Source organism: Aestuariibacter sp. GS-14 (genome assembly GCF_006494365.1).
GTDB lineage: Bacteria > Pseudomonadota > Gammaproteobacteria > Enterobacterales > Alteromonadaceae > Alteromonas > Alteromonas mangrovi.
This window is the reverse complement of sequence record NZ_VHIP01000006.1, coordinates 1-20,833: the sequence shown is the minus strand read 5'-3', so window position 1 is coordinate 20,833 and position 20,833 is coordinate 1. Positions and strand designations below refer to the sequence as shown.

At 48.1% G+C, this 20,833-nt stretch carries 15 protein-coding genes; 10 read left to right on the top strand and 5 right to left on the bottom strand.

Annotation, left to right across the window (positions count from 1 at the left end):
* The first annotated feature begins 49 nt into the window (after positions 1-49).
* Positions 50-2,371 (top strand): TonB-dependent receptor, encoded by a 2,322-nt coding sequence (locus FJ444_RS11240; protein WP_370298045.1) that lies wholly within the window; start codon positions 50-52, stop codon positions 2,369-2,371.
* A 217-nt stretch (positions 2,372-2,588) separates the two neighbouring features.
* A complete protein-coding gene (locus tag FJ444_RS11235; RefSeq protein WP_181405142.1) occupies positions 2,589-4,169 on the top strand; it encodes a methyl-accepting chemotaxis protein in 1,581 nt (526 codons plus the stop codon).
* Between the two features lie 19 nt (positions 4,170-4,188).
* Here the strand turns inward: FJ444_RS11235 and FJ444_RS11230 are convergent, their stop codons facing one another.
* The 3 genes from FJ444_RS11230 to FJ444_RS11220 form a co-directional block, all read right to left on the bottom strand.
* Positions 4,189-4,917 carry a queuosine precursor transporter gene (locus FJ444_RS11230; RefSeq protein ID WP_140958396.1) on the bottom strand — a complete coding sequence of 243 codons (729 nt, stop codon included), beginning with the start codon at positions 4,915-4,917 and terminating at the stop codon, positions 4,189-4,191.
* Between the two features lie 69 nt (positions 4,918-4,986).
* Complete coding sequence (locus FJ444_RS11225; protein ID WP_140958395.1) at positions 4,987-7,848, bottom strand: ATP-binding protein; 2,862 nt, start codon at positions 7,846-7,848, stop codon at positions 4,987-4,989.
* The gene (locus FJ444_RS11220; RefSeq protein ID WP_255439136.1) at positions 7,848-9,050 is read right to left on the bottom strand and encodes an ABC transporter substrate-binding protein; all 1,203 of its coding nucleotides are present in this window, start codon (positions 9,048-9,050) and stop codon (positions 7,848-7,850) included. The genes FJ444_RS11225 and FJ444_RS11220 overlap by 1 nt, the downstream gene beginning before the upstream one ends.
* A 379-nt stretch (positions 9,051-9,429) precedes the next feature.
* On the opposite strand from FJ444_RS11220, the gene FJ444_RS11215 reads away from it, so the two are divergent.
* Positions 9,430-9,954, top strand: a complete 525-nt coding sequence (locus FJ444_RS11215) for a hypothetical protein (protein WP_140958394.1) — start codon at positions 9,430-9,432, stop codon at positions 9,952-9,954.
* Positions 9,955-10,048: 94 nt separating this feature from the next.
* On the top strand, positions 10,049-10,741 hold the full coding sequence (locus tag FJ444_RS11210) for an aspartate/glutamate racemase family protein (protein ID WP_140958393.1): 693 nt from the start codon (positions 10,049-10,051) through the stop codon (positions 10,739-10,741).
* Between the two features lie 16 nt (positions 10,742-10,757).
* On the opposite strand, the gene FJ444_RS11205 is transcribed toward FJ444_RS11210, so the two are convergent.
* Entirely contained in the window at positions 10,758-11,258 is a 501-nt protein-coding gene (locus FJ444_RS11205) for a hypothetical protein (RefSeq protein WP_140958392.1), read from the bottom strand.
* A 358-nt stretch (positions 11,259-11,616) separates the two neighbouring features.
* On the opposite strand from FJ444_RS11205, the gene FJ444_RS11200 reads away from it, so the two are divergent.
* Entirely contained in the window at positions 11,617-12,117 is a 501-nt protein-coding gene (locus FJ444_RS11200; protein ID WP_140958391.1) for an adenylate cyclase, read from the top strand.
* A 74-nt stretch (positions 12,118-12,191) separates the two neighbouring features.
* Here FJ444_RS11200 and metK read toward each other — a convergent pair whose 3' ends face one another.
* The gene (gene metK / locus FJ444_RS11195) at positions 12,192-13,340 is read right to left on the bottom strand and encodes a methionine adenosyltransferase (RefSeq protein ID WP_140958390.1); all 1,149 of its coding nucleotides are present in this window, start codon (positions 13,338-13,340) and stop codon (positions 12,192-12,194) included.
* A 289-nt stretch (positions 13,341-13,629) separates the two neighbouring features.
* On the opposite strand from metK, the gene tkt reads away from it, so the two are divergent.
* From tkt to FJ444_RS11170, 5 genes are all read left to right on the top strand, one after another.
* The gene (tkt, locus tag FJ444_RS11190; protein ID WP_140958389.1) at positions 13,630-15,621 is read left to right on the top strand and encodes a transketolase; all 1,992 of its coding nucleotides are present in this window, start codon (positions 13,630-13,632) and stop codon (positions 15,619-15,621) included.
* A 27-nt stretch (positions 15,622-15,648) separates the two neighbouring features.
* Positions 15,649-16,665: an erythrose-4-phosphate dehydrogenase gene (gene epd, locus FJ444_RS11185; RefSeq protein WP_140958388.1), complete on the top strand. Its 1,017-nt coding sequence runs from the start codon at positions 15,649-15,651 to the stop codon at positions 16,663-16,665.
* 45 nt (positions 16,666-16,710) lie between these two features.
* The gene (locus FJ444_RS11180; protein ID WP_140958387.1) at positions 16,711-17,889 is read left to right on the top strand and encodes a phosphoglycerate kinase; all 1,179 of its coding nucleotides are present in this window, start codon (positions 16,711-16,713) and stop codon (positions 17,887-17,889) included.
* A gap of 146 nt (positions 17,890-18,035) precedes the next feature.
* Complete coding sequence (locus tag FJ444_RS11175) at positions 18,036-18,932, top strand: fructose bisphosphate aldolase (protein ID WP_140958386.1); 897 nt, start codon at positions 18,036-18,038, stop codon at positions 18,930-18,932.
* 141 nt (positions 18,933-19,073) lie between these two features.
* The gene (locus FJ444_RS11170) at positions 19,074-20,225 is read left to right on the top strand and encodes a GGDEF domain-containing protein (RefSeq protein ID WP_255439151.1); all 1,152 of its coding nucleotides are present in this window, start codon (positions 19,074-19,076) and stop codon (positions 20,223-20,225) included.
* Positions 20,226-20,833: the final 608 nt, after the last annotated feature.

Sequence of the window (20,833 nt, the reverse complement as noted above, 5' to 3'; positions counted from 1 at the left end):
TATTCACCTCACACATATAACAACACTCTTTTAAGGAACACACATGAACATGAAAGTAACTTACAAGCGCTCGCTACTGGCGCTGTCAGTACTTAGCGCGATTGGCGCACCGGTTACGTTTGCAGAAGAAGCCGCAAGCGTTCCCAGTGAAATTGAAGAAGTCACGGTGATTGGCAGAAGCGTTTCTTATGCAAACAATGCCACGGATGACTCAATGCTAAAACAACAGGCCAGCCTGACCAGCGTATTGGCAGCAGTAGACAACCTGCCGGGCGTGTTAATTAATGAAGGGGACACCTTTGGATCGGATGACTGGTCTACCAGTATTTCAATCCGTGGCTTTCAGGTCGATCTGAGCCAACAACAAATTGGTATTACAGTTGACGGCATTGCCAACGGTAATTCCAACTACGGTGGTGGTGCCAAAGCTAACCGTTATATCGACACCGAAAACCTGCGTGCAGTAGAAGTGTCTCAGGGTACCGCCGATATCGCGTCGCGCTCAAACGAAGCACTGGGCGGCACATTAAACTTTACTACTATTAATCCGGGCGTTGATGAGCAATTGGTAGTCAGTGGCACAACCGGTGATTTTGGTGCCCAAAAGATGTATATGCGTTTGGAAACCGGAGAAATTGCACCGAATACCTATGCCTGGATGAGTCTGTCGTCACAAAACAATAACGATTGGATGGATGGCGTGGGCGAAGCCAATCGCGATCACTATGCCGCAAAAATTGTGAGTTACCTGGATGATATGGACATCACTGCGTATATGTCGTACGACGATACCCACGAAGATAACTACCAGCGAATTTACGGTTTAAGCCAGTTTGAGCAAAACCCAGAATGGGATCAGTTAACCTCTGATTGGACGGGGATCCCATATGTTGACCAATCTTACCGACGTGGCTGGTCAACATTACGTGAAAACTGGTTCGCGTATCTGGAAGCCAATATGACACTGGGCGCGGTTGAGGTAAAAGCCAATGCGTATTATCACGAAAACAGCGGACGCGGTGACTGGATCCCGCCTTATATTGTGGATGTCACTAACGATGGCACTAACGGTCATTCAGAATTGGTACACGGTAATACGGCATTGGGCGGCGCTGTTTTAGGCCAAATCTTCTTTGTGGATGCCAACGGTATGTCTCTCAGCCCCGAAGCGGGCTGTGTCAGTTCACTTACCTTCCCATACGGTGGAGGCGGTGCACAGTACGACCCGGCTTGTTATCCCGACAATGCCATTCCGGTTAGCTCATACCGTCATACTAACTATAAAAAGCAACGCGCAGGTATAAACGTAGACGCCGTATGGACAACTACTATTGGCGATATGGAAAACACCGTTCGCGGCGGTTTGTGGTACGAAGACTACAATCGTGAAGAAACCCGTAGCTGGCAAAAAATTATAGATTCCACGGTAGGTTATGAATTTGACCACGTTCCTTACTGGATCCAGTACAGCCGTGAATTCCCAGTAGAAACCTTAATGTTTTATGTTGAAGACGAATTCGACTTCAATGTAGCCAAAGTGCGTGTGGGTGCCAAGCAGTTTAACGTGGATGTTGAAAAGAAAGACCGTTTCGACAGCAGCAAAAATCTGGCGGTATCGTCAGACTCTGACGTCTTACTGTCGGCTGGTGTTGTTGCACCGTTACCCGTTGAAGGTGTAGAAGTATTCGCGGGTTATGCAGAAAACTATGCAGCAATTAAAGATGTGGTACTGGAACGCGACGATGCTGACTTAAGCAAAGTAGAGCCAGAAACCGCTGAAAATATTGATGTGGGTATTCGTTATTCAATACCGGGTTTAAATGCAAGCTTAACTTACTACAGCATCAGTTTTGAAAACCGCATTCGCTTTGTAAGCAGCGAGGACGTAACGGGTATCGACTTCCTTGAATCGGCTGCAGGTGGCTATATCAACGACGGTGGGATTGAGTCTGACGGTATTGAAATGGCTGTGGATTATCAGGTCACCGATTCACTGGGCTTGTATGTGTCGTACACTTACAACAATTCAGAATATACCGATGAAGGCTCTGAAGGCGTTCAGGTAATTGGTACGCCGGAAGATATGGCGGTTGTGAGTCTGGACTACCAGCGCGGTATTTACAGCGCCGGGCTCTCTACCAAATACGTAGGGGAGCGCTCTGCGGGCTCATTCACGGTTGATGCTTACTCGGTGAGCGACTTCTACCTGGGCGCTACCCTTGAGAAGCCGGTATCGGGCATTGAGCAAATTGACGTACGGCTTACCATTAATAACCTTATGGACGAAAGCTACCTTGGCACTATCGCAACCGGGGCTGCCTGGATAGGTGCGCCGCGTACCACTGCACTAAACTTCAAAGCAATTTTCTAAGTCCTTATGCGCTGTTAACAAGATATTGCCACCTTTAATATAAGGTGGCATTTTTGTTTTAAATTTATTAATTTAAATCTTTACATAACATTTAATAAATTATTCATGGAATCTCAATGACGTTTCTTGTAGCGTGTTGCACATTATTGATTCAATTTTGTTGCTTATGCGCGTATCTTCCTGGTCAGTCCGTACCCGATTATTTATTTTGATAACGATGTCATTGTTGGCAATGGCAACACTGGAAACGCTGAATATTAGCCATCAGTATCAGGATGCGCTGCAATTTCGCGAGGAGCAGATACAACAGTTGGTCCAGGCATCGGTGGGGCAGCTTGAGTATTATCATCAGCAAGCGCAAAGCGGTGTAATGTCGCCTGAAGACGCTAAAGCTATTGCTCTTGATGTACTGAACCGGCAGTTTTTTGGCAACGACGGTTATTTTTTTGTGGTGGATCAGGATGCCGTAATGATTGGGCATGGTGAGCGACCCGATGTACGGGGCAAGTCATTCGCCAGTACCCTGAGTGAAGATGGTATCGCTATTTTTGCCAATATGGCTGCACTGATAAAAAATCGGCAACAGGACGGCGACTTTTTTAATTATAAGTGGAAGCCAGCGGGCGCCACTAAACCTGAGGCAAAAGTAAGTTACGTGCAGGCGTTCCAACCCTGGGGTTGGGCTGTTGGTACCGGAGTGTATATTTCCGATATCGAACAAACCGTGGTAAGCAGCGCGTTAAGTAGTTTGATTGGACTGTGCGTTGTTGGCGTGCTGCTGGCTGTGATTGCCATCGTTATCATTCGCTCTATCGTGCGCCCTCTGCACGAAATAGAAAGCGTGATCGACAGCATGGCAGATGCCAATTTATCGCACCGTGTCACTTACGTGGAAGATAACGAACTGGGCCATATGGGCCGTTCGGTGAACAAAATGCTGGAGAATATGGTGAGCCTTATTCACCAGCTATCGTCTTCTGCTACACAACTTCATGGCAGTGCCCAGCAACTTTCTACAGCGTCATTACAAACCCACAAAGGCAGTGGGGCGCAAGTTAATCTGACGCATCAAATCCGCAATGGGGTAGACAGCATGCTTACCACTATCGACTCTATTTGTAAGCAAAGCGCGGAATCGTCGGCGTTAGGCCGCGATGTGAATGTGCGTGTTCATCAAAGCAGTGAGCAATTAAATGCCAGCCAGCAAATGGTGGAAAACTTACTCGGCGCGGTAAGCACGACGGCTAATAGCCTGCGTTCACTGGAAAAAGACACGGTGGAAATCAGTGCCGTGATGGTTGAAATTGAAAGTATCTCTGAGCAAACGAATTTGCTGGCATTAAACGCAGCCATCGAAGCGGCCAGAGCGGGCGAGTCTGGCAGAGGGTTTGCTGTAGTGGCTGATGAAGTGCGCAATCTTGCCTCGCGCACCCGTAGTTCAACCGAAGTGGTGCGCAAATCTATTGAACAATTACAAACCAGTGTTGACAGTGCCGTTGTGGCAATGGAACAAAGCGTGGACGAAGCTGAAAAAGCCCGCACCCTTACTGAGCAAGCCAACGGGGAATTGGCCGGTTCGGCAAAGGATATGACTACCATTCAGTCGATGATTGAGGACATTTCTCAAATCACCGAAGAACAAACCGTGGTAGCCCGTGATATCGAAACACAAGTGACTGCCATTATGGGTGTATCAGACGAAGTAAATGAAGCCACCGAGTTGGTGGCATCTAATGCTGAGCAGCTGAGTCAGCTGGCCGAAACACTGCAAAGCCAAATCAGGCATTTTAGCGTGTAACCTGTATCTTGCTCAGGGCTTATTTAATTGAGAATGGGGTGAAATTAGTGTGCTCATCGTAAACATCCACACCCTCTGCGCGTTTGAGCACGGCGATGACTTTATAGGTAACCGGCGTTAACAGTACCTCCCATAACACCTTGAGGCCATAGTTGGTGAGCATCACGGTAATAATTAACTCGGTACTCCAGATCCCCCAAAAGGCAACCGGATAAAACACCATTGAGTCTACAGCCTGTCCCACCACGGTAGAACCAATAGTGCGTTGATAGAGCGCCTTGCCTTTCGACATCACTTTCATTTTTGCCATCACGAAAGCATTGGTAAATTCGCCCAGCCAAATTGCCAGCACAGACGCCAGTACAATTCGCGGAGCCTGACCAAAATTCATGGCAAAACTGTCCTGACGACTGATTCCACCCACGTCCTGATTCCAGTTTGGTGAGGGCGGCATTTCAGTAATAAACCACGCCATAAACGCGGCGAACGCCGCAGCAAAAAAGCCCGCCCAAATAGCACGGCGCGCCCGTTGATAACCGTATACTTCGGTGAGTACGTCACCCAGCACATACGAGAGCGGAAAGAAGATTACCCCAGCGCCAAAGGTGAATCCGGCAATTTCGGCAACCTTGCCGGCACCGATAATATTGGAGCAAACAATCAAAATACAGGTGGCACCCAGCATAAAATCAAAAAAGCGAAAGTGCCGCGTTGACGTGTCGGTTACTTTGTTCAGCGATGTGTTCATAAAGTCTGCATGAAAATGACTAAAAGAAAAACCTAAGATAACAGAAGAGGTTGGGTATAAATAGACGTGTTAATCTACTTGCGCAATGTTGTACCATTGCCACACTTTATGACGCAACTCAGATTCGTTAAAAGGCTTACTAATATAGTCGTTCATGCCTGCCGCTATACAGGTATCCCGATCGCCTTTCATCGCATTCGCGGTCAGGGCAATAATGGGCACATTCTGATAACTGTCCCCCGCCTCTCCAGAGCGTATACGTCGAGTGGCTTCGTAGCCATCCATTACCGGCATCTGGCAGTCCATCAGAATCAGATCAAATTGCGCTTTGGCACCTTTTAAGGCGTCGATGGCTTCTTGCCCATTTGCCGTTACCATTACTCTGCAATCGTTTAAATGCTCCCGCGCTACCACCTGGTTAATGGTGTTGTCTTCTACCAGCAATACCAGTGGTTTATAACTGCCTGTGGCAAAGCTGTCAGCCGATTGGCTCTGTGCCCCTGTGTATTGTGCCGGAGCATCCTTGAGCGCAGGATACAGCAAAACAGAAAAGCTAAAGGTGCTGCCTTTGCCTTTTGTACTGGTTACGTGAATATCACCACCCATTAGTTGAATAAGTTGCTTGCTGATAGCCAACCCTAATCCTGTGCCGCCGAATTGCCGTGTTGTGGATTCATCTTCCTGGCTGAACAATGAGAAGATATTGTCGAGTTGACTCGCTTCAATGCCAATACCAGTGTCAGACACTTCGCATTTTAGCGTAAAGTGATCCTCAGCCCGCACCAGGGTTGCCTGAACGGTCACTTTGCCTTGGGAGGTGAATTTCACAGCATTGCTTAACAGATTGCTTAGGATTTGACGTATACGAACGGTATCGCCACTCACCCATTGTTCGCTTAGCGAACATGTTAGGGTTACCGGAATATCCTTCGTTGCTCCTTCAAACGCATAGTGTTCAATGGTTTCGTTCAGCAAATCCATCAAATTAAAATCGTGTCGCTCAACGGTGAGTTTGCCGGCTTCGATTTTTGAAAAGTCCAGAATATCATTGATGATATGCAGCAGGTCTTTGGTGCTTTGGCGCGCCATGCGTACATAGTTTTGTTGTGATTCATCCAGCTTGCCGTTGGTTAACAGCCCCAGCATGCCGTAAATACCATTAATTGGCGTACGGATTTCATGGCTCATACTGGCCAGAAAGCGCGATTTCAGTTGGGTTGACTCTTCCGCACGTAGCTTTGCTTCTTCCAGATAACGGGAGGTCTGTTCTTGTAGTGTTACGTCCTGTTGGATCCCGATAAAGTGCGATACGCTGCCATCGCGTTGTTGAATGGGCGATAGCGTCAGTTTGTTATAAAACTCCGAACCGTCTTTGCGGTAATTGAGTAGCGTAATTTCAACTCCTTGACCGGTATTGATGGCGTCAGATATTTGCTGGATATGTTCAGGTGCGGTGTTGGGGCCTTGCAGGAACCGGCAGTTCTTGCCTAATACCTCAGTTTTGCTGTAACCCGTGAGTTTTTCAAACGCTGTGTTAACGTAAATCAATGGGTTGCCCGGTTGATTGATGTCTGAAATAACAATACTCACCGTGGCCTCGTTCATTGCCCTGGTGCGAATTAATACGTCTTTTTCCAGAATAACCCGCTGCGTAATGTTTTCACCTACCAGAATATGCCCGATGAACTCGCCTTCGTCGTTCAGCATGGGGCTGGTGTTCCAGCTTACATGCAGTTGTTCGCCGGTGCCTTTTTGATAACTGAGTTGCAGCTTTTTAGCTGTGCGCACTGCCGGGTGTAATACATTCTTCAGAATATCGTCAAAGGTTTGTTCGTAGTGTTCCGTGAAATGGGTAAATGCCGAGTTCGACAGAATAATCTGGTCGTCGTTGTTTACTACTACCAGTATTTCTTCCATGGAGTTAGTAATGTTGCGAAACCGGTTATTCGACAGCGACAGGTCGTTCACACTTTCAATAAGCTGCTCAAATGCATAGCGGATTTGCGACATTTCGAGTGTGGGCTCCTGCGCTTTTTCGCTACGCCCCTGGCTACTGTCTATTTGGTGTTCGAGGTTTTCATGCAGGCGTTGCAGCGTGAGTGACGATAGATTCGCCGCAGCGCGTACACTGTATAAACTGGTAAGGATAATGGAAATAACAGCAAGGGTAAGAATAGGGATAAGCCAGAATATATTGTTGTAAGCGTTAATAAAGGGCTCAAAACTCACCAGCAAGAACTTATCCCATTGGGCACTTGCAGTGTATTGCGTGTTCAAATCCAGTGAATAATAGTTTGTACCCACGGGGTACTGCTTTGGATGGCTTGAATAGAGTACCTTCCCTTGCTCACCAACAATCAACTGTGTGGCGACATTCGGGCGATTGCTCACTATCCAGTGCAATGAATCTACGTAAAACGCCAATGCGCCTTCCGCCATGCCGTTAATCATTACGGGGGCCACAATGAACACACCGTCTTCGTTTACAGATGTATAGGATTCGGCGTTACTCAACACCTGAGTTTGCCAGGCATTTAAATAGTGTACCGGTACTCGGTCATCCCAATTTTTGAATAGCAGCTTGTCTCCTGCAAAGTTAAACAGGGCAAGGCTAAGATTGCGATCTTCGGTGATTTGCGTCGATTGAATGAACAACGGCAGATAATACTGCTGATAATCCATATCAATTAAACCGTTTACCAGCAGATCATTATTGGCAATGGTAATCAGCTCTGAGCGGGTAAGTTCGATACTTTGTTCAATACTGTCTTTTAAATCGGTTAAATACCCCTTGTGCACTTCCCCGATATGGCGATTGGCGGTTAAAAAAACCGCTGAGAAGATTATCAGGGTAATCGCAACCAGAATAACCGCCAGTTTGGGCAGCATTATGCGTTGAAGATATTGCCTTAGTGACGGCAAACGCGACATCAATTAACCTCGGGGTAGGGTTCTAAATGTCCGAGTGCATTAAAGCGGGACATAAAATAATCGTCAGCAAACAATGCATCGTGCCTGGTTGGCGTAAATGGCGGTATGTATTGTTTAATCAGCCCCTGATGTTCGCTTAAGTTTTCCATCGCAGCCTTCACCGCATTTGCATCCAGTGTGCCAGCTTGTTCGGCTGCTTTGGCTATTATATGTATTAAATCGTAGGCATGTGCAAGCCCAACGACGCCTAAAATGCTATCGCGCTGTGCATTGGTATCGAATCGATTGCGGTAAGCATTAAATACGCGTTGGTTAATCTCGTCCTGTGGATTGCGTTCAAAACTGAAGGTTTGCAATACAGCAAAATCCAATTGATTGAGCGTTGATAAGCCGATCCTGGCGGCAAAATCGCCGCCTGCAATGCCCCAATGTGAAATCATTGGCAACGGTTTTTCGAGTTGCACCATGGTATTGGCAATCACCACCCCTTCCGGCGCATTCACCACCATAAACAACGCCTGCGCATCACTTTGTGCTATTGCCCGCATTTCCTGCTGAAAGTCTTGTTGACGCCAGTTGATCCACTGCACACTTACAATAGAAATGCCATACGCTTCACTGTGTTGTTGTAACGACGCTAAATTCGAGCGACCCCATCCAGTGCGCTCAAGTGCCAGAGCTATACGCGAAATACCGCGTGCGGCTGCGTGACGCAACATCACTTTGGCCGCTTCTGCATCGCGCACCGAAATGCGAAATACGAAATTGGGGGAATAGTCATTGTCGATGATACTGGTACCGGCAGCCCACGGGCCCAGGTAAATCAGTTGATGTTTATGAATATAAGGCAATTCGGCCAGCGCAACCGGGGTATGTACACCCCCCAAAACCGCCAGCAGGTTCGGGTTTTTAGCATAGGCTTCAATATTTTTAATACCCCTTGCAGGGTTTCCCCGGTGATCGCTGATTTCGAGCACAACCTGCCGGTTAAGGATGCCGCCCCGCGCATTAATTTCGTCGATCGCCAGTAATGCACCGCGCTTGATGGCCTGACCCCCTTCTACGGCTACAGAACTCATATCGGCATCAAGACCAATTACTATGGGCTGTGATGCAATTACAAGTTTTGCGCTACACAACATTACTACTAGCATTGTAACAAAGGTGGCGGCAGTGTTTACCAGTAACTGCTGGTATCTCACAAAGTATCCTTTTGGCTAAATGTTAATGGGTAATTACCCGGTTATATCATCAAGCATAACAAACAAATACAGGCTTAAAGATAAATTATTTATCTGCTGTTTCAATGGCTTTCCAACGCACAAGAGTAGTTTTATGCAATCCGGTATTGGCTAACTGGCACGGTAATTGTTTTATTTGCATGGCAATTGTTAAGTATTTGTATATGGTTATAGTAGATGTCTGAGCAAAAATGAATGTGGTTTGCTGTTTATTTTCCAAATGAAAGTAACAGTCTTAACAAGCGTATAATCAATAACGGCAGAAAAAAGCAGGCGTTTAGGGCGGGATACTCGCGTAAAACGCACTACGCTTAAAAGAATAACAATAAATAAGGTGAGTATGCAGGTTCCTTCTATCATCGACGTCGAAGCAAGTGGCTTTGGTGCGCACAGTTATCCAATCGAAGTTGGCGTGGTTCGCGAGGACGGCGGCAAATTTTGTCAGTTGGTGAAACCCTATGAAAGCTGGACGCACTGGGAGCCTGAAGCCCAGGCATTGCACGGGCTTAGCCGCGAACATCTGCTTAAGCATGGCCATGATGGCCGCGAGGTTTGTCTGGCGTTGAACGAATTTTTACAAGGGCGCACTGTGTATAGCGATGGCTGGGTAGTGGATCATCCCTGGCTTATTAAATTGTTCAGTGCCGCCGGAGTGCCTATGAGCTTCGAGATACGGGCGTTGGAATATGTGCTGTCTGAGTATCAAATGGACCACTGGCAAAGCGTAAAAACTCATGTCACTGCAACCTACAAAAATGCCAGACACCGTGCCAGTGTGGATGCGCATATTATTCAACAAACCTATTATCAAACCCGTCAGGTGGCATTGAATCGAAACTTGTCTGCTGTTTATCACGGGAAATAAACTATACCAATTCGCATAGACGTTTACCCACTCAGCAACCCCCTGAGGGCAAGCTTCTATGTGAATTGGTATTATCTGGTTAAGGAGTCTCGAGTTGAAAACCATTGGATTAATTGGCGGAATGAGCTGGGAGTCCACAGCGCTGTATTACCGTTTAATCAATCAGGATGTTAAACGACGCTGCGGTGGTCTGCATAGCGCGCCGCTCATTTTACACAGCGTGGATTTTGCGGAAATTGCAGAACTTCAGCATAACAACGACTGGCCGTCTCTCGCCCGTGAGTTGTGCAATATCGCGATTAACCTGCAACAGGCAGGTGCGCAGGCGCTGGTGATTTGCACTAATACCATGCATAAAGTGGCTGCTGACATCACGGAAGTGGTGCATATACCGGTAATTCATATTGGCGATGCTATCCTTGATGCCTGTAAACAGAATGACTTTAAAAAAGTCGCATTATTGGGGACGGCCTTTACCATGGAGCAACCGTTCCTGAAAGAACATCTGCGCAATGGGGGGCTGGACGTATTGATACCCAATCAACCGGAGCGACAAATCGTTCACCGCGTTATTTATGAAGAGTTGTGTCAGGGCAGGGTCGTTGAACAGTCAAAACGGCAATATCAGGCAATCATTGAGCAGTTAAAACAGCAAGGTGCAGAGGCCGTGATTCTGGGATGCACTGAAATTGGATTGTTGATCTCTCAGGATGATTCGGTATTACCTGTGTTAGATACCACAGTGTTACATGCTAAAGCAGCGGTGGATTTTATCGTAGAAGAATAGGCAACTGAAAACAACGCTAGAAGAAGTAATGCACGCCCATTACCAGTGAGTTGTTATTTTCATCTCCCACATACCTGAATTCATAACCAACGGCTAATCCAAAACCGTAAGGCTCACCGAATTGCCAGCCAACGCCAGCGGCTGTGGCGTTGTGCCCGGTGAGTGGTAACTCTGCCGCCTGTGGACTTAAAAAATACTGTGTATTGCGCAAGGTGGCGTAAACCCATTGCGAAGATGACGCCGTTACTGCTCTTCTGGCCGACACACTCACGGCGGCCACATCAAGCAAATTTACGCTGGGTAATAAGTCCGGCACGTACGTATTACCGCGACTATTCATGTGCACATCAAACCGCCATTTGGGCAGTCGGGCATTTTGGTATTTTACAAAGTATTGTGCGTTACCTACAGGGGCGCTTACCAGAGGGGATTCTGGTAAAACTGAAGGTTGATTTGCCAGCAGAGGACTACAAAAACTACCGGCCAGACACAACACAAGTGTGCGGCACAGTCGCATGTTTTAGGTTCCGGTTTTTTGTTGAGTGTTTTTATTAACTATAGCGTTATTCACACGTATCACAATAGCGCTTTAAAATTAATTTATGTCTTTCTTAATTTATTTTTCTGCCTTGTAATCTTCAGCCTTCCACTATCAAGTTAGTGCTTACAAACTGCATGTGAGCGCATCTGTAATAATCTGTTAATGTTATGAATTTTAAAGATAAAAATACTTGGTAATACCGGAGTAGGAAAAACCCGGGTTTATTCGGTAGCGTGGAAAATTTTTATATCCTGCGCTAACGTTAAGTTATCCGGCGGTTAAAGGAGTGCCGTTTAAGTGAGCCAGGATATTGTTCGTATACGAGGATAATGTGATGCGTGCAGAATGGGAAACAGAGCGAAAGTTTGTCGTAACGGGAGTGCCTGACGGATTATTGGAAACCCGCAAGTCTGTGCCGGTCCGACAGGGGTTTTTATCGTCCGATGGTGAGCGTCATGTGAAGATATGTGACGAGGGTGGCATCTTCACCATGATGGTGAAACAAGGGTTCGGCTTTAAGCAACAAAATACAAACGTTGATATTAGTGCCGATCAATTTGAACAGTTGTGGCCGCTTACCAAACATATGCGGGTAGAAAAGCAGCGTTACCGCTTAGGGCATATGGGGCATAATTTGGTGCTGGATGTGTTCGCAGGGCATCTGGCCCCATTGATATTAGTGGAGGTGGAGTTTGATTCTGAAATGCACAGCCGGCAGTTTTTACCGCCAGATTTTGCAGAGTTTGAAGTGACTCATCGACGTGAATATCAGCTTGCACATCTTGCCAAATGTGGATTGCCTGATTCACTGGCATTAATGAGTTGTCATTACTAACCGTTTGTTCATGCAACTTAAACACAAAAAAGAGGCAACCAGTGCCTCTTTTTTTATAGTATTAATGCGTTAATTTATTTTACTGAATTGCGCAGTAACTCTGCTTTGTCGGTGGCTTCCCATGGGAATTCTTCACGACCAAAGTGTCCGTACGCTGCGGTAGGACGGTAAATCGGACGTTCCAGGTCCAGCATTTTGATCAGGCCATAAGGGCGCAAGTCAAAGTGCTCTTTTACCAGCGCAACCAGTGTGTTTTCATCTACTGTGCTGGTACCAAATGTATCAATACTGATAGAGGTTGGTTCAGCCACACCAATAGCATACGACACCTGAATTTCGCAGCGCTTGGCCAGGCCAGCAGCAACAATGTTTTTGGCTACGTAACGGCCCGCATACGCGGCAGAGCGGTCTACTTTGGATGGATCTTTTCCTGAGAATGCACCACCACCATGACGCGCCATACCACCATAGGTATCTACAATGATTTTACGGCCTGTTAAGCCACAATCGCCCATTGGACCACCAATTACAAACCGGCCGGTAGGGTTAATGTGGAACTTGGTGTCCTTTGTAATCCACTCAGCAGGCAGCACTGGCTTGATGATTTCTTCCATTACCGCTTCGCGCAAGGTGGCCGTAGAAACAGAATCACAGTGCTGGGTAGACAGTACAACCGCATCAATACCCACTGGCTTGCCGTTTTCATAAATAAAGGTTACCTGGCTCTTGGCATCCGGACGCAGCCAGTTAAGCTGGCCTGATTTACGCACTTCGGCCTGACGCTGAACCAAACGGTGAGAATAAGTAATTGGCGCAGGCATCAGTACGTCAGTTTCGTCTGAGGCATAGCCAAACATTAAGCCTTGATCACCTGCACCCTGTTCTTCCGGGCTGGCGCGATCCACACCTTGGTTGATGTCGGGGGATTGCTTGCCAATTGCATTCAGTACGGCACACGAATCAGCATCAAAGCCCATATCTGAATGGGTGTAGCCAATATTGCGCACGGTTTGACGGGTCAGTTCTTCAATGTCTACCCAGGCAGACGTAGTGATTTCACCGCCAACTAATACCATACCGGTTTTTACAAAGGTTTCGCAGGCAACACGTGCCCTTGGGTCCTGCTCAAGAATGGCATCAAGGACCGCATCGGAAATTTGGTCGGCAATTTTATCCGGGTGTCCTTCCGACACAGATTCGGATGTAAATAAACGCGTTGCCATGATTTCTCCGTAATGTTCTTAAAGCTGAATTCAACTATTGTAGCAAGCACAATAATAAATACCAGTCTTTACTTCTGGACGTCTAAAGGTCTATTTGTTACGTTTACTTGACACAAAGGATCAGTTCATCGTTATAAATATTACGGAAATCCCAAAACTAAGGCAGAAAACACGTTGAACTGGATAAGTCACTGGGCGACAATACGTGCCCCAGTGTAAGACGTAATCGCTGACAGCCAGGGCAAGAAGCGCCAGAGCCGCAGCAACACTCAATATTTCAGGAGACAACATGCCTTCTCGTCGAGAACTCGCCAATGCCGTTCGGGCATTAAGTATGGATGCCGTTCAGCAAGCAAAATCGGGTCACCCTGGTGCGCCTATGGGCATGGCCGATATTGCACAGGTACTTTGGTGCGATCACCTGCAACACAACCCGGCTAACCCGGATTGGGCAAACCGCGACCGCTTTGTACTGTCGAATGGTCACGGCTCTATGTTGCTTTATTCATTGTTGCACCTTACCGGTTACGACTTACCGATCACCGAATTAAAGCAATTCCGTCAATTGCATTCAAAAACGCCAGGTCACCCTGAGTATGGTTATGCTCCGGGTGTAGAAACCACTACAGGTCCGTTAGGACAAGGTATCACCAATGCAGTAGGTATGGCGCTGGCAGAAAAAGTGCTGGCTGCGCAGTTTAACCGCGACAACTTCCCGGTAGTTGATCATTTCACCTACGCCTTTATGGGCGATGGTTGTTTAATGGAAGGGATTTCCCACGAGGCATGTTCACTGGCCGGCACGTTAGGTTTGAACAAGCTGATTGCTTTCTGGGACGACAACGGTATTTCTATCGACGGTGAAGTAGAAGGCTGGTTCACCGACAACACGCCAGCGCGATTTGAAGCCTACGGCTGGCACGTGATCACTGACGTGGATGGTCACGACGCTGATGCAATCAATGCTGCCATTGAAGCGGCAAAAGCAGAAACCAGCAAGCCAACCCTGATTTGCTGCAAAACGATCATTGGTTTTGGTTCGCCTAATAAACAAGGCAAAGAAGACTGCCACGGTGCACCATTAGGTGACGACGAGATCGCGTTAACCCGCAAAGCACTGGGCTGGAACTACGCGCCATTTGAAGTACCTGCTGAGATTTACGCCGGTTGGGAAGGCAAAACTAAAGGCGGCGAAGCTGAACAGGCCTGGAATGCCCTGTTTAACGACTATGCTGCGGCATACCCTGAATTGGCCGCTGAGCTGAAGCGTCGTTTATCTGGCGACCTGCCAGCCGACTTTGAAGCCAAAGCCGATGCCTACATTGCGTCGTTGCAAGCCAACCCGCAAAACATTGCCAGCCGTAAAGCATCACAAAATGCGCTGAAAGCATTTGGCCCATTACTGCCTGAAATTCTGGGCGGCTCTGCCGACCTGGCAGGCTCTAACCTGACAATCTGGTCGGGCAGCAAAGGCGTAGAAAAACACGATGCCAGCGGTAACTACGTATACTACGGTGTGCGTGAGTTTGGTATGTCAGCCATGATGAACGGTATTGCTTTGCACGGCGGATTTAAAGCCTACGGCGCGACCTTCCTGATGTTTATGGAATATGCGCGTAACGCTGTTCGCATGGCGGCATTGATGAAGCAGCCTGTTATTTTTGTTTACACTCACGATTCCATCGGTTTGGGTGAAGACGGCCCGACTCACCAGCCGGTAGAACAAGTAGTGGCCATGCGCGCTACACCAAACCTCGACAACTGGCGTCCGTGTGATCAGGTCGAATCTGCCGTTTCATGGAAACAGGCTATTCTGCGCAGCGACGGTCCAACCTCGTTGATTTTCACCCGTCAGAACCTGGCTCAGCAGCCACGTGATGCGCAGCAAGTAGCAGACATCGCCCGTGGTGGATATGTGCTGGTAGATTGTAACGGCACGCCAGATCTGATTCTGATTGCAACCGGTTCGGAAGTGCAGCTTGCAGTAGATGCAGCCAAACAACTGAGCGAGCAGGGCAAAGCAGTACGCGTAGTGTCTATGCCATCTACCGATGTGTTCGAACGTCAGGATGCTGCATATCGCGAAGCTGTTCTGCCTTCAGCCGTTGTGAAGCGCGTTGCGGTAGAAGCTTTGTCTAAAGAGAGCTGGTACAAATACGTTGGCTTTAATGGTGCCATTGTGGGTATGGACACCTTTGGTGAGTCTGCACCGGCGGGCGAGCTGTTCAAGCACTTTAATATTACTGTTGAGGCAGTGGTAGAGGCGGCGCTGGGGCTGTAAATGCCCTGGCCAGCAGGCTAGAAAAATATGGTAAGAATAGCCATTAATGGCTTTGGCCGGATCGGCCGAAACGTGTTGCGGGCACTCTATGAGAGTGGCCGCAATCAATCTATGAAAGTGGTTGCTATTAATGAACTGGCCGACCCGGCCGGTATGGCACACTTACTCAAATTCGACACTTCCCATGGCCGCTTTGCCTGCCATGTGGAACGCGACGGCAGCGATCTCATTGTTGCCGGCGATCGCATCCGTTTATGTCATCAACAGGATATTCAGGGCTTGCCCTGGGAAGCGCTGGGTGTAGATATTGTGCTGGAATGTACCGGGCAGTATCAGGATCGCGCCAGTGGTGTGTTGCACATTCAGAATGGCGCTAAAAAAGTGCTGTTTTCGCAACCCGGTGCCCCCGACATGGACAACACCATTATTTACGGTTGTAACGAAGATACCCTGCGCCCGGAGCATACGGTGGTGTCTAATGGTTCCTGCACAACCAACTGTATCGTGCCAGTTATTCAGGTGCTCGACGAAGCCTTTGGCGTTGAGAGCGGCACTATCACCACCATTCATTCTTCAATGCATGATCAACAGGTGATCGACGCTTACCATCCTGACTTACGCCGAACCCGCGCAGCCAGCCAGTCTATTATTCCGGTAGATACGCGTTTAGCGCGCGGAATAGAACGGATTTTGCCTAAGTTTGCCGGTAAATTTGAAGCCATTGCCGTGCGGGTACCCACTATAAACGTAACGGCCATGGATTTGAGTGTAACTCTGGCGGCTCAGGTTACCATTGAACATGTAAACAGTGCCCTGCGAAACGCCCGCAGTGGCAAGCTTGCCGGGATTCTTGATTACACCGAAGAACCGTTAGTATCAGTGGATTTCAATCACGATCCGCATTCGTGTATTGTAGATGGTACGCAAACCCGAGTGAGCCACAAGCAGTTGGTGAAAACCCTGGTGTGGTGCGACAACGAATGGGGATTTGCAAACCGTATGTTAGATACGGCACTGGCGATGTATCAGGTGGGTAGTCATTAAGTTAATGCATTTTTGGTTTTAGTTTAATTCAGATAAGGAAGAGCAATGTCAATCCCAAGCATGTCAGATATTGAATTGTCGGGTAAACGCGTATTGATTCGTCAGGATCTCAACGTACCGGTAAAAGACGGAAAAGTGACGTCAGATGCGCGTATTAAAGCATCGCTACCTACCATCGAAGCCGCGTTAAAAGCCGGTGCAGCTGTTATGGTAATGTCTCACCTGGGTCGCCCGGATGAAGGCGTGCCAGCGGATGAGTTTTCATTGCAACCGGTAGTGGACTACCTCAATGGCGTGCTGGATACCAAGGTAACACTGGTCAAAGATTACCTGAATGGCGTAGACGTTGCGCCGGGCGAGTGCGTGATCTTAGAAAACGTGCGCTTTAACAAAGGCGAGAAGAAAGACGACGAAGCCCTGTCTAAGCAATACGCCGCACTGTGCGACGTGTTTGTTATGGACGCGTTTGGTACGGCGCACCGTGCTCAGGCGTCTACGCATGGCGTTGCCAAATTTGCGCCGCAAGCTGTTGCAGGCCCGTTACTCGCAGGCGAACTGGAAGCGCTGGCTAAAGCGCTGGATAACCCGGCCCGCCCCATGGTTGCCATTGTGGGTGGTTCAAAAGTGTCTACTAAGCTGACCGTGCTGAAATCGCTGGCTGAAAAAGTGGATCAGTTAATCGTAGGCGGCGGTATTGCCAATACCTTTATTGCGGCGCAGGGCCACAACGTAGGTAAATCTCTGGTTGAAATGGATCTGGTTGACGAAGCCAAACGCCTGATTGCCCAGGCACAGGCCAATGGCGGGGATATTCCGGTACCTACCGATGTGGTAACCGGTAAGGCGTTTGCTGAAGATACTCCGGCTGAGCTTAAAGCGGTTGCCGACGTAACCGATGACGATATGATTTTTGATATCGGCCCAGACAGCTCTGCGGCGTTGGAAGACATTCTGAAAAACGCGGGTACCATTGTGTGGAATGGTCCGGTTGGTGTTTTTGAGTTCGATCAGTTCGCTGCTGGAACAAAAGCGCTGTCTGAAGCCATCGCAGCAAGCAATGCGTTTTCAATTGCCGGTGGTGGTGATACGCTAGCAGCAGTAGACAAATATAACATTGCAGACAAAGTGTCGTACATCTCAACCGGTGGTGGCGCTTTCCTGGAATTTTTAGAAGGGAAAATCCTGCCTGCCGTTGCGATCCTCGAAGAAAAAAATAAAAACTAATATCGCACGCAGACAATTCCCGGCCAGGTACCTGTTATAGATAAATCAGGGCCTGGCAGCCTGCTAACGGATAAGCAGGAAAAACGATTTTTCGTAACCCTACAGCCGTTTAATCGCGGTACATGAAAAAGAAAGGAGTGTTGCACATGGCATCACAGGCACAGCAAGCTATGCTAGATAAAATCCTCACTCAGGGAGGCTTTATTGCCGCGCTGGATCAGAGTGGTGGAAGTACCCCAAAAGCCCTTAAACTCTACGGAATCGATGAGTCAGCTTACGCTAACGACGACGAAATGTATGGCTTAGTTCACGCTATGCGTACCCGTATCATTACCTGCAATGCCTTCTCCGGTGAGCGCGTACTGGGCGCTATTTTGTTCGAAAATACCCTGGACCGCGACATCGAAGGTTTGTCTTCGGCAAAGTTCCTGTGGCAAAAGAAAGGCGTTGTGCCGTTTCTGAAAGTCGATAAAGGCCTGGAAGCAGAAGCCAATGGCGTACAATTAATGAAACCCATCGCTGGTCTGGACGCACTGCTGGCAAAAGCCAATACGCAGGACGTGTTCGGTACTAAAATGCGTTCGGTAGTGAAACTGGCTAATCAAACCGGCATTAAAGCTGTGGTTGAGCAGCAGTTTGAAGTGGGTAAGCAAATTCTGGCAGCGGGTCTGGTACCTATTATCGAGCCTGAAGTTGACATTAACAGCCCGGAAAAAGCCGAAGCGGAAGCGCTGCTGAAGCAGGAAATTCTGGCGGAGTTAAATAAACTTGGCGACTTAAAAGTCATGCTGAAGGTAACCATTCCGGAGCAAGCTGATTTTTACAAAGAGCTGGTGGATCACCCCAACGTATTAAAAGTAGTTGCACTATCTGGTGGTTATAGCCGTGATGATGCAAACGCCAAACTGGCAGAAAACCACGGTATGATTGCAAGCTTCTCGCGCGCACTTACCGAAGGCGTATCTGCACAGCAAAGCGATGAAGAGTTCGAAGCGGCGCTGGACGCGGCCATTGAATCTATCTATCAGGCATCATTAACTTAATGATGTGTTAAGTGACGCCAGGCACACTGGCGTCGCTATATTACCTTTCCCTAATATCCCACTGGTCATTCCTGATCAAATCACGTATATTTCATAACCGACTTTAACAATACAATAACAATAAAGCAGGTTATCGTTTTGATGGAATATGATTACGTGGTAGCTCAAACCCTGTTACTTGGGGTGGTCGCTTTAATTGGCATTGTTTTCACGTTCGCGCTTCCCGTTCCCAATCACAAAAGTAAAGCTAGGTCTGGACGGTTTGCCCGTTTATTTCTCGCTTGCTGCTGGCTGGTAGAAGTCTGTCAGACTATTCGTTATTCCGGCTATGAAGATGCAGGCAGAATGGGCTTTTATTTGGCATCCTTGTGCGCGGCATATATGTTAATGATGACCATCGTTAAACGTTATGGTCACTCTCTTACCCGTAAACAGATTGCGCTGGTGTTGTGTCATTTTACCGCTGTAGCAGCCTGCTCAGTGTTGTTACAATTCGAATACCTGACACAGTGGGTGGGTAACACATTTATTTTGTTAAGTGTTGCTTTTCCGGTGTGGCTGGCCGTACGCAGAGTTAAAATTTATCTGGCTGCGCAGAGCCTGGGCGACAAAGTACTCTATGCCGTATTGTCTGTGGTGTTCTATTCACTATTGGGGATTGTACCGCTTTACTTAATCTTCTTTAACGCCAGCAACGTTCATCATCATGGCTTAACGTTTGCGCTCTTATTGGTCTTTATTCTGGTGTTTATGTTGTCGTTTGCGGTAAGTGTACTGCATTCACTGGTAAACCGACTCCACACTCAAGTGCATACCGATCCGCTTACCGGTGCGAAAAATCGCCATTTTTTTTACGAAATAGCGCCTAAGCTCAGTGCGCACGCACTAAGAAACAACGACATTCTGTCGGTAGTGGTATGTGATATTGATCATTTTAAAGCCATAAACGACAAGCACGGCCACGTAGTGGGCGATGTGGCGCTCAAGCGATTCTGTAAAATCATACAGGATCAACTGCGCGCAGAAGATACCCTTATTAGAATGGGTGGCGAGGAGTTTCTGGTGCTTACGCCGCATTGCGACCGCAATCAGGCTACCGAACTGGCAGAGCGCCTGCGTCAGGTGATCAGCCAAACCGAAATTGATGCCAAGGGCATTAAACTGCTGTTAACTGCTTCGTTTGGGGTGATTGAAATGACGCCCAGCAGCGAATTTTTCAGCAGCGTAAAAGAAGCCGACCAAGCACTGATTAATGCCAAAGCGGCTGGCCGGAATCAGGTTATTACGGTTTAGGTAACATTCAGTAAGGGGTCTTAGGAAACATCCAGCAAGGGTTGTTTTGGAATCGCGGCCTTTTTGAGTAGGTCCCGGGTCAAGCCCGGGATGACGGTGAAAGGTTGTATTCACTTAGCCGTCGTCCCGGAAAGTGCGAAGCACTTGTCCCTATCCGTCGTCCCGGAAAGTGCGAAGCGCTTGTCCCCATCCGTCGTCCCGGAAAGTGCGAAGCACTTGTCCGGGAACTTGTGAAACATCCAGCAAGGGTTGTTTTGGATTCGCGGCCTTTTTAAGTAGGTCCCGGGTCAAGCCCGGGATGACGAGGAAAGGTTGTATTCACTCAGCCGTCGTCCCGGAAAGTGCGAAGCGCTTGTCCCCATCCGTCGTCCCGGAAAGTGCGAAGCACTTGTCCGGGAACTTGGGAAACATCTAGCAAGGGTTGCTTTGGAATCGCGGCCTTTTTAAGTAGGTCCCGGGTCAAGCCCGGGATGACGGGGAAAGGTTGTATCCAATTAGCCTTCGTCCCGGAAAGCGCGAAGCGCTTATCCCCATCCGTCGTCCCGGAAAGTGCGAAGCACTTGTCCCCATCCGTCGTCCCGGAAAGTGCGAAGCACTTGTCCGGGAAC

What these genes read in the sequence shown, in the direction of transcription:
- FJ444_RS11240 (WP_370298045.1), top strand. Translation starts at nt 50, where the DNA reads ATGAAAGTAACTTACAAGCGCTCGCTACTGGCGCTGTCAGTACTTAGC.
- FJ444_RS11235 (WP_181405142.1), top strand. Translation starts at nt 2,589, where the DNA reads ATGTCATTGTTGGCAATGGCAACACTGGAAACGCTGAATATTAGCCAT.
- FJ444_RS11230 (WP_140958396.1), bottom strand. Translation starts at nt 4,917, where the DNA reads ATGAACACATCGCTGAACAAAGTAACCGACACGTCAACGCGGCACTTT.
- FJ444_RS11225 (WP_140958395.1), bottom strand. Translation starts at nt 7,848, where the DNA reads ATGTCGCGTTTGCCGTCACTAAGGCAATATCTTCAACGCATAATGCTG.
- FJ444_RS11215 (WP_140958394.1), top strand. Translation starts at nt 9,430, where the DNA reads ATGCAGGTTCCTTCTATCATCGACGTCGAAGCAAGTGGCTTTGGTGCG.
- FJ444_RS11205 (WP_140958392.1), bottom strand. Translation starts at nt 11,258, where the DNA reads ATGCGACTGTGCCGCACACTTGTGTTGTGTCTGGCCGGTAGTTTTTGT.
- FJ444_RS11200 (WP_140958391.1), top strand. Translation starts at nt 11,617, where the DNA reads ATGCGTGCAGAATGGGAAACAGAGCGAAAGTTTGTCGTAACGGGAGTG.
- metK (WP_140958390.1), bottom strand. Translation starts at nt 13,340, where the DNA reads ATGGCAACGCGTTTATTTACATCCGAATCTGTGTCGGAAGGACACCCG.
- tkt (WP_140958389.1), top strand. Translation starts at nt 13,630, where the DNA reads ATGCCTTCTCGTCGAGAACTCGCCAATGCCGTTCGGGCATTAAGTATG.
- epd (WP_140958388.1), top strand. Translation starts at nt 15,649, where the DNA reads ATGGTAAGAATAGCCATTAATGGCTTTGGCCGGATCGGCCGAAACGTG.
- FJ444_RS11180 (WP_140958387.1), top strand. Translation starts at nt 16,711, where the DNA reads ATGTCAATCCCAAGCATGTCAGATATTGAATTGTCGGGTAAACGCGTA.
- FJ444_RS11175 (WP_140958386.1), top strand. Translation starts at nt 18,036, where the DNA reads ATGGCATCACAGGCACAGCAAGCTATGCTAGATAAAATCCTCACTCAG.
- FJ444_RS11170 (WP_255439151.1), top strand. Translation starts at nt 19,074, where the DNA reads ATGGAATATGATTACGTGGTAGCTCAAACCCTGTTACTTGGGGTGGTC.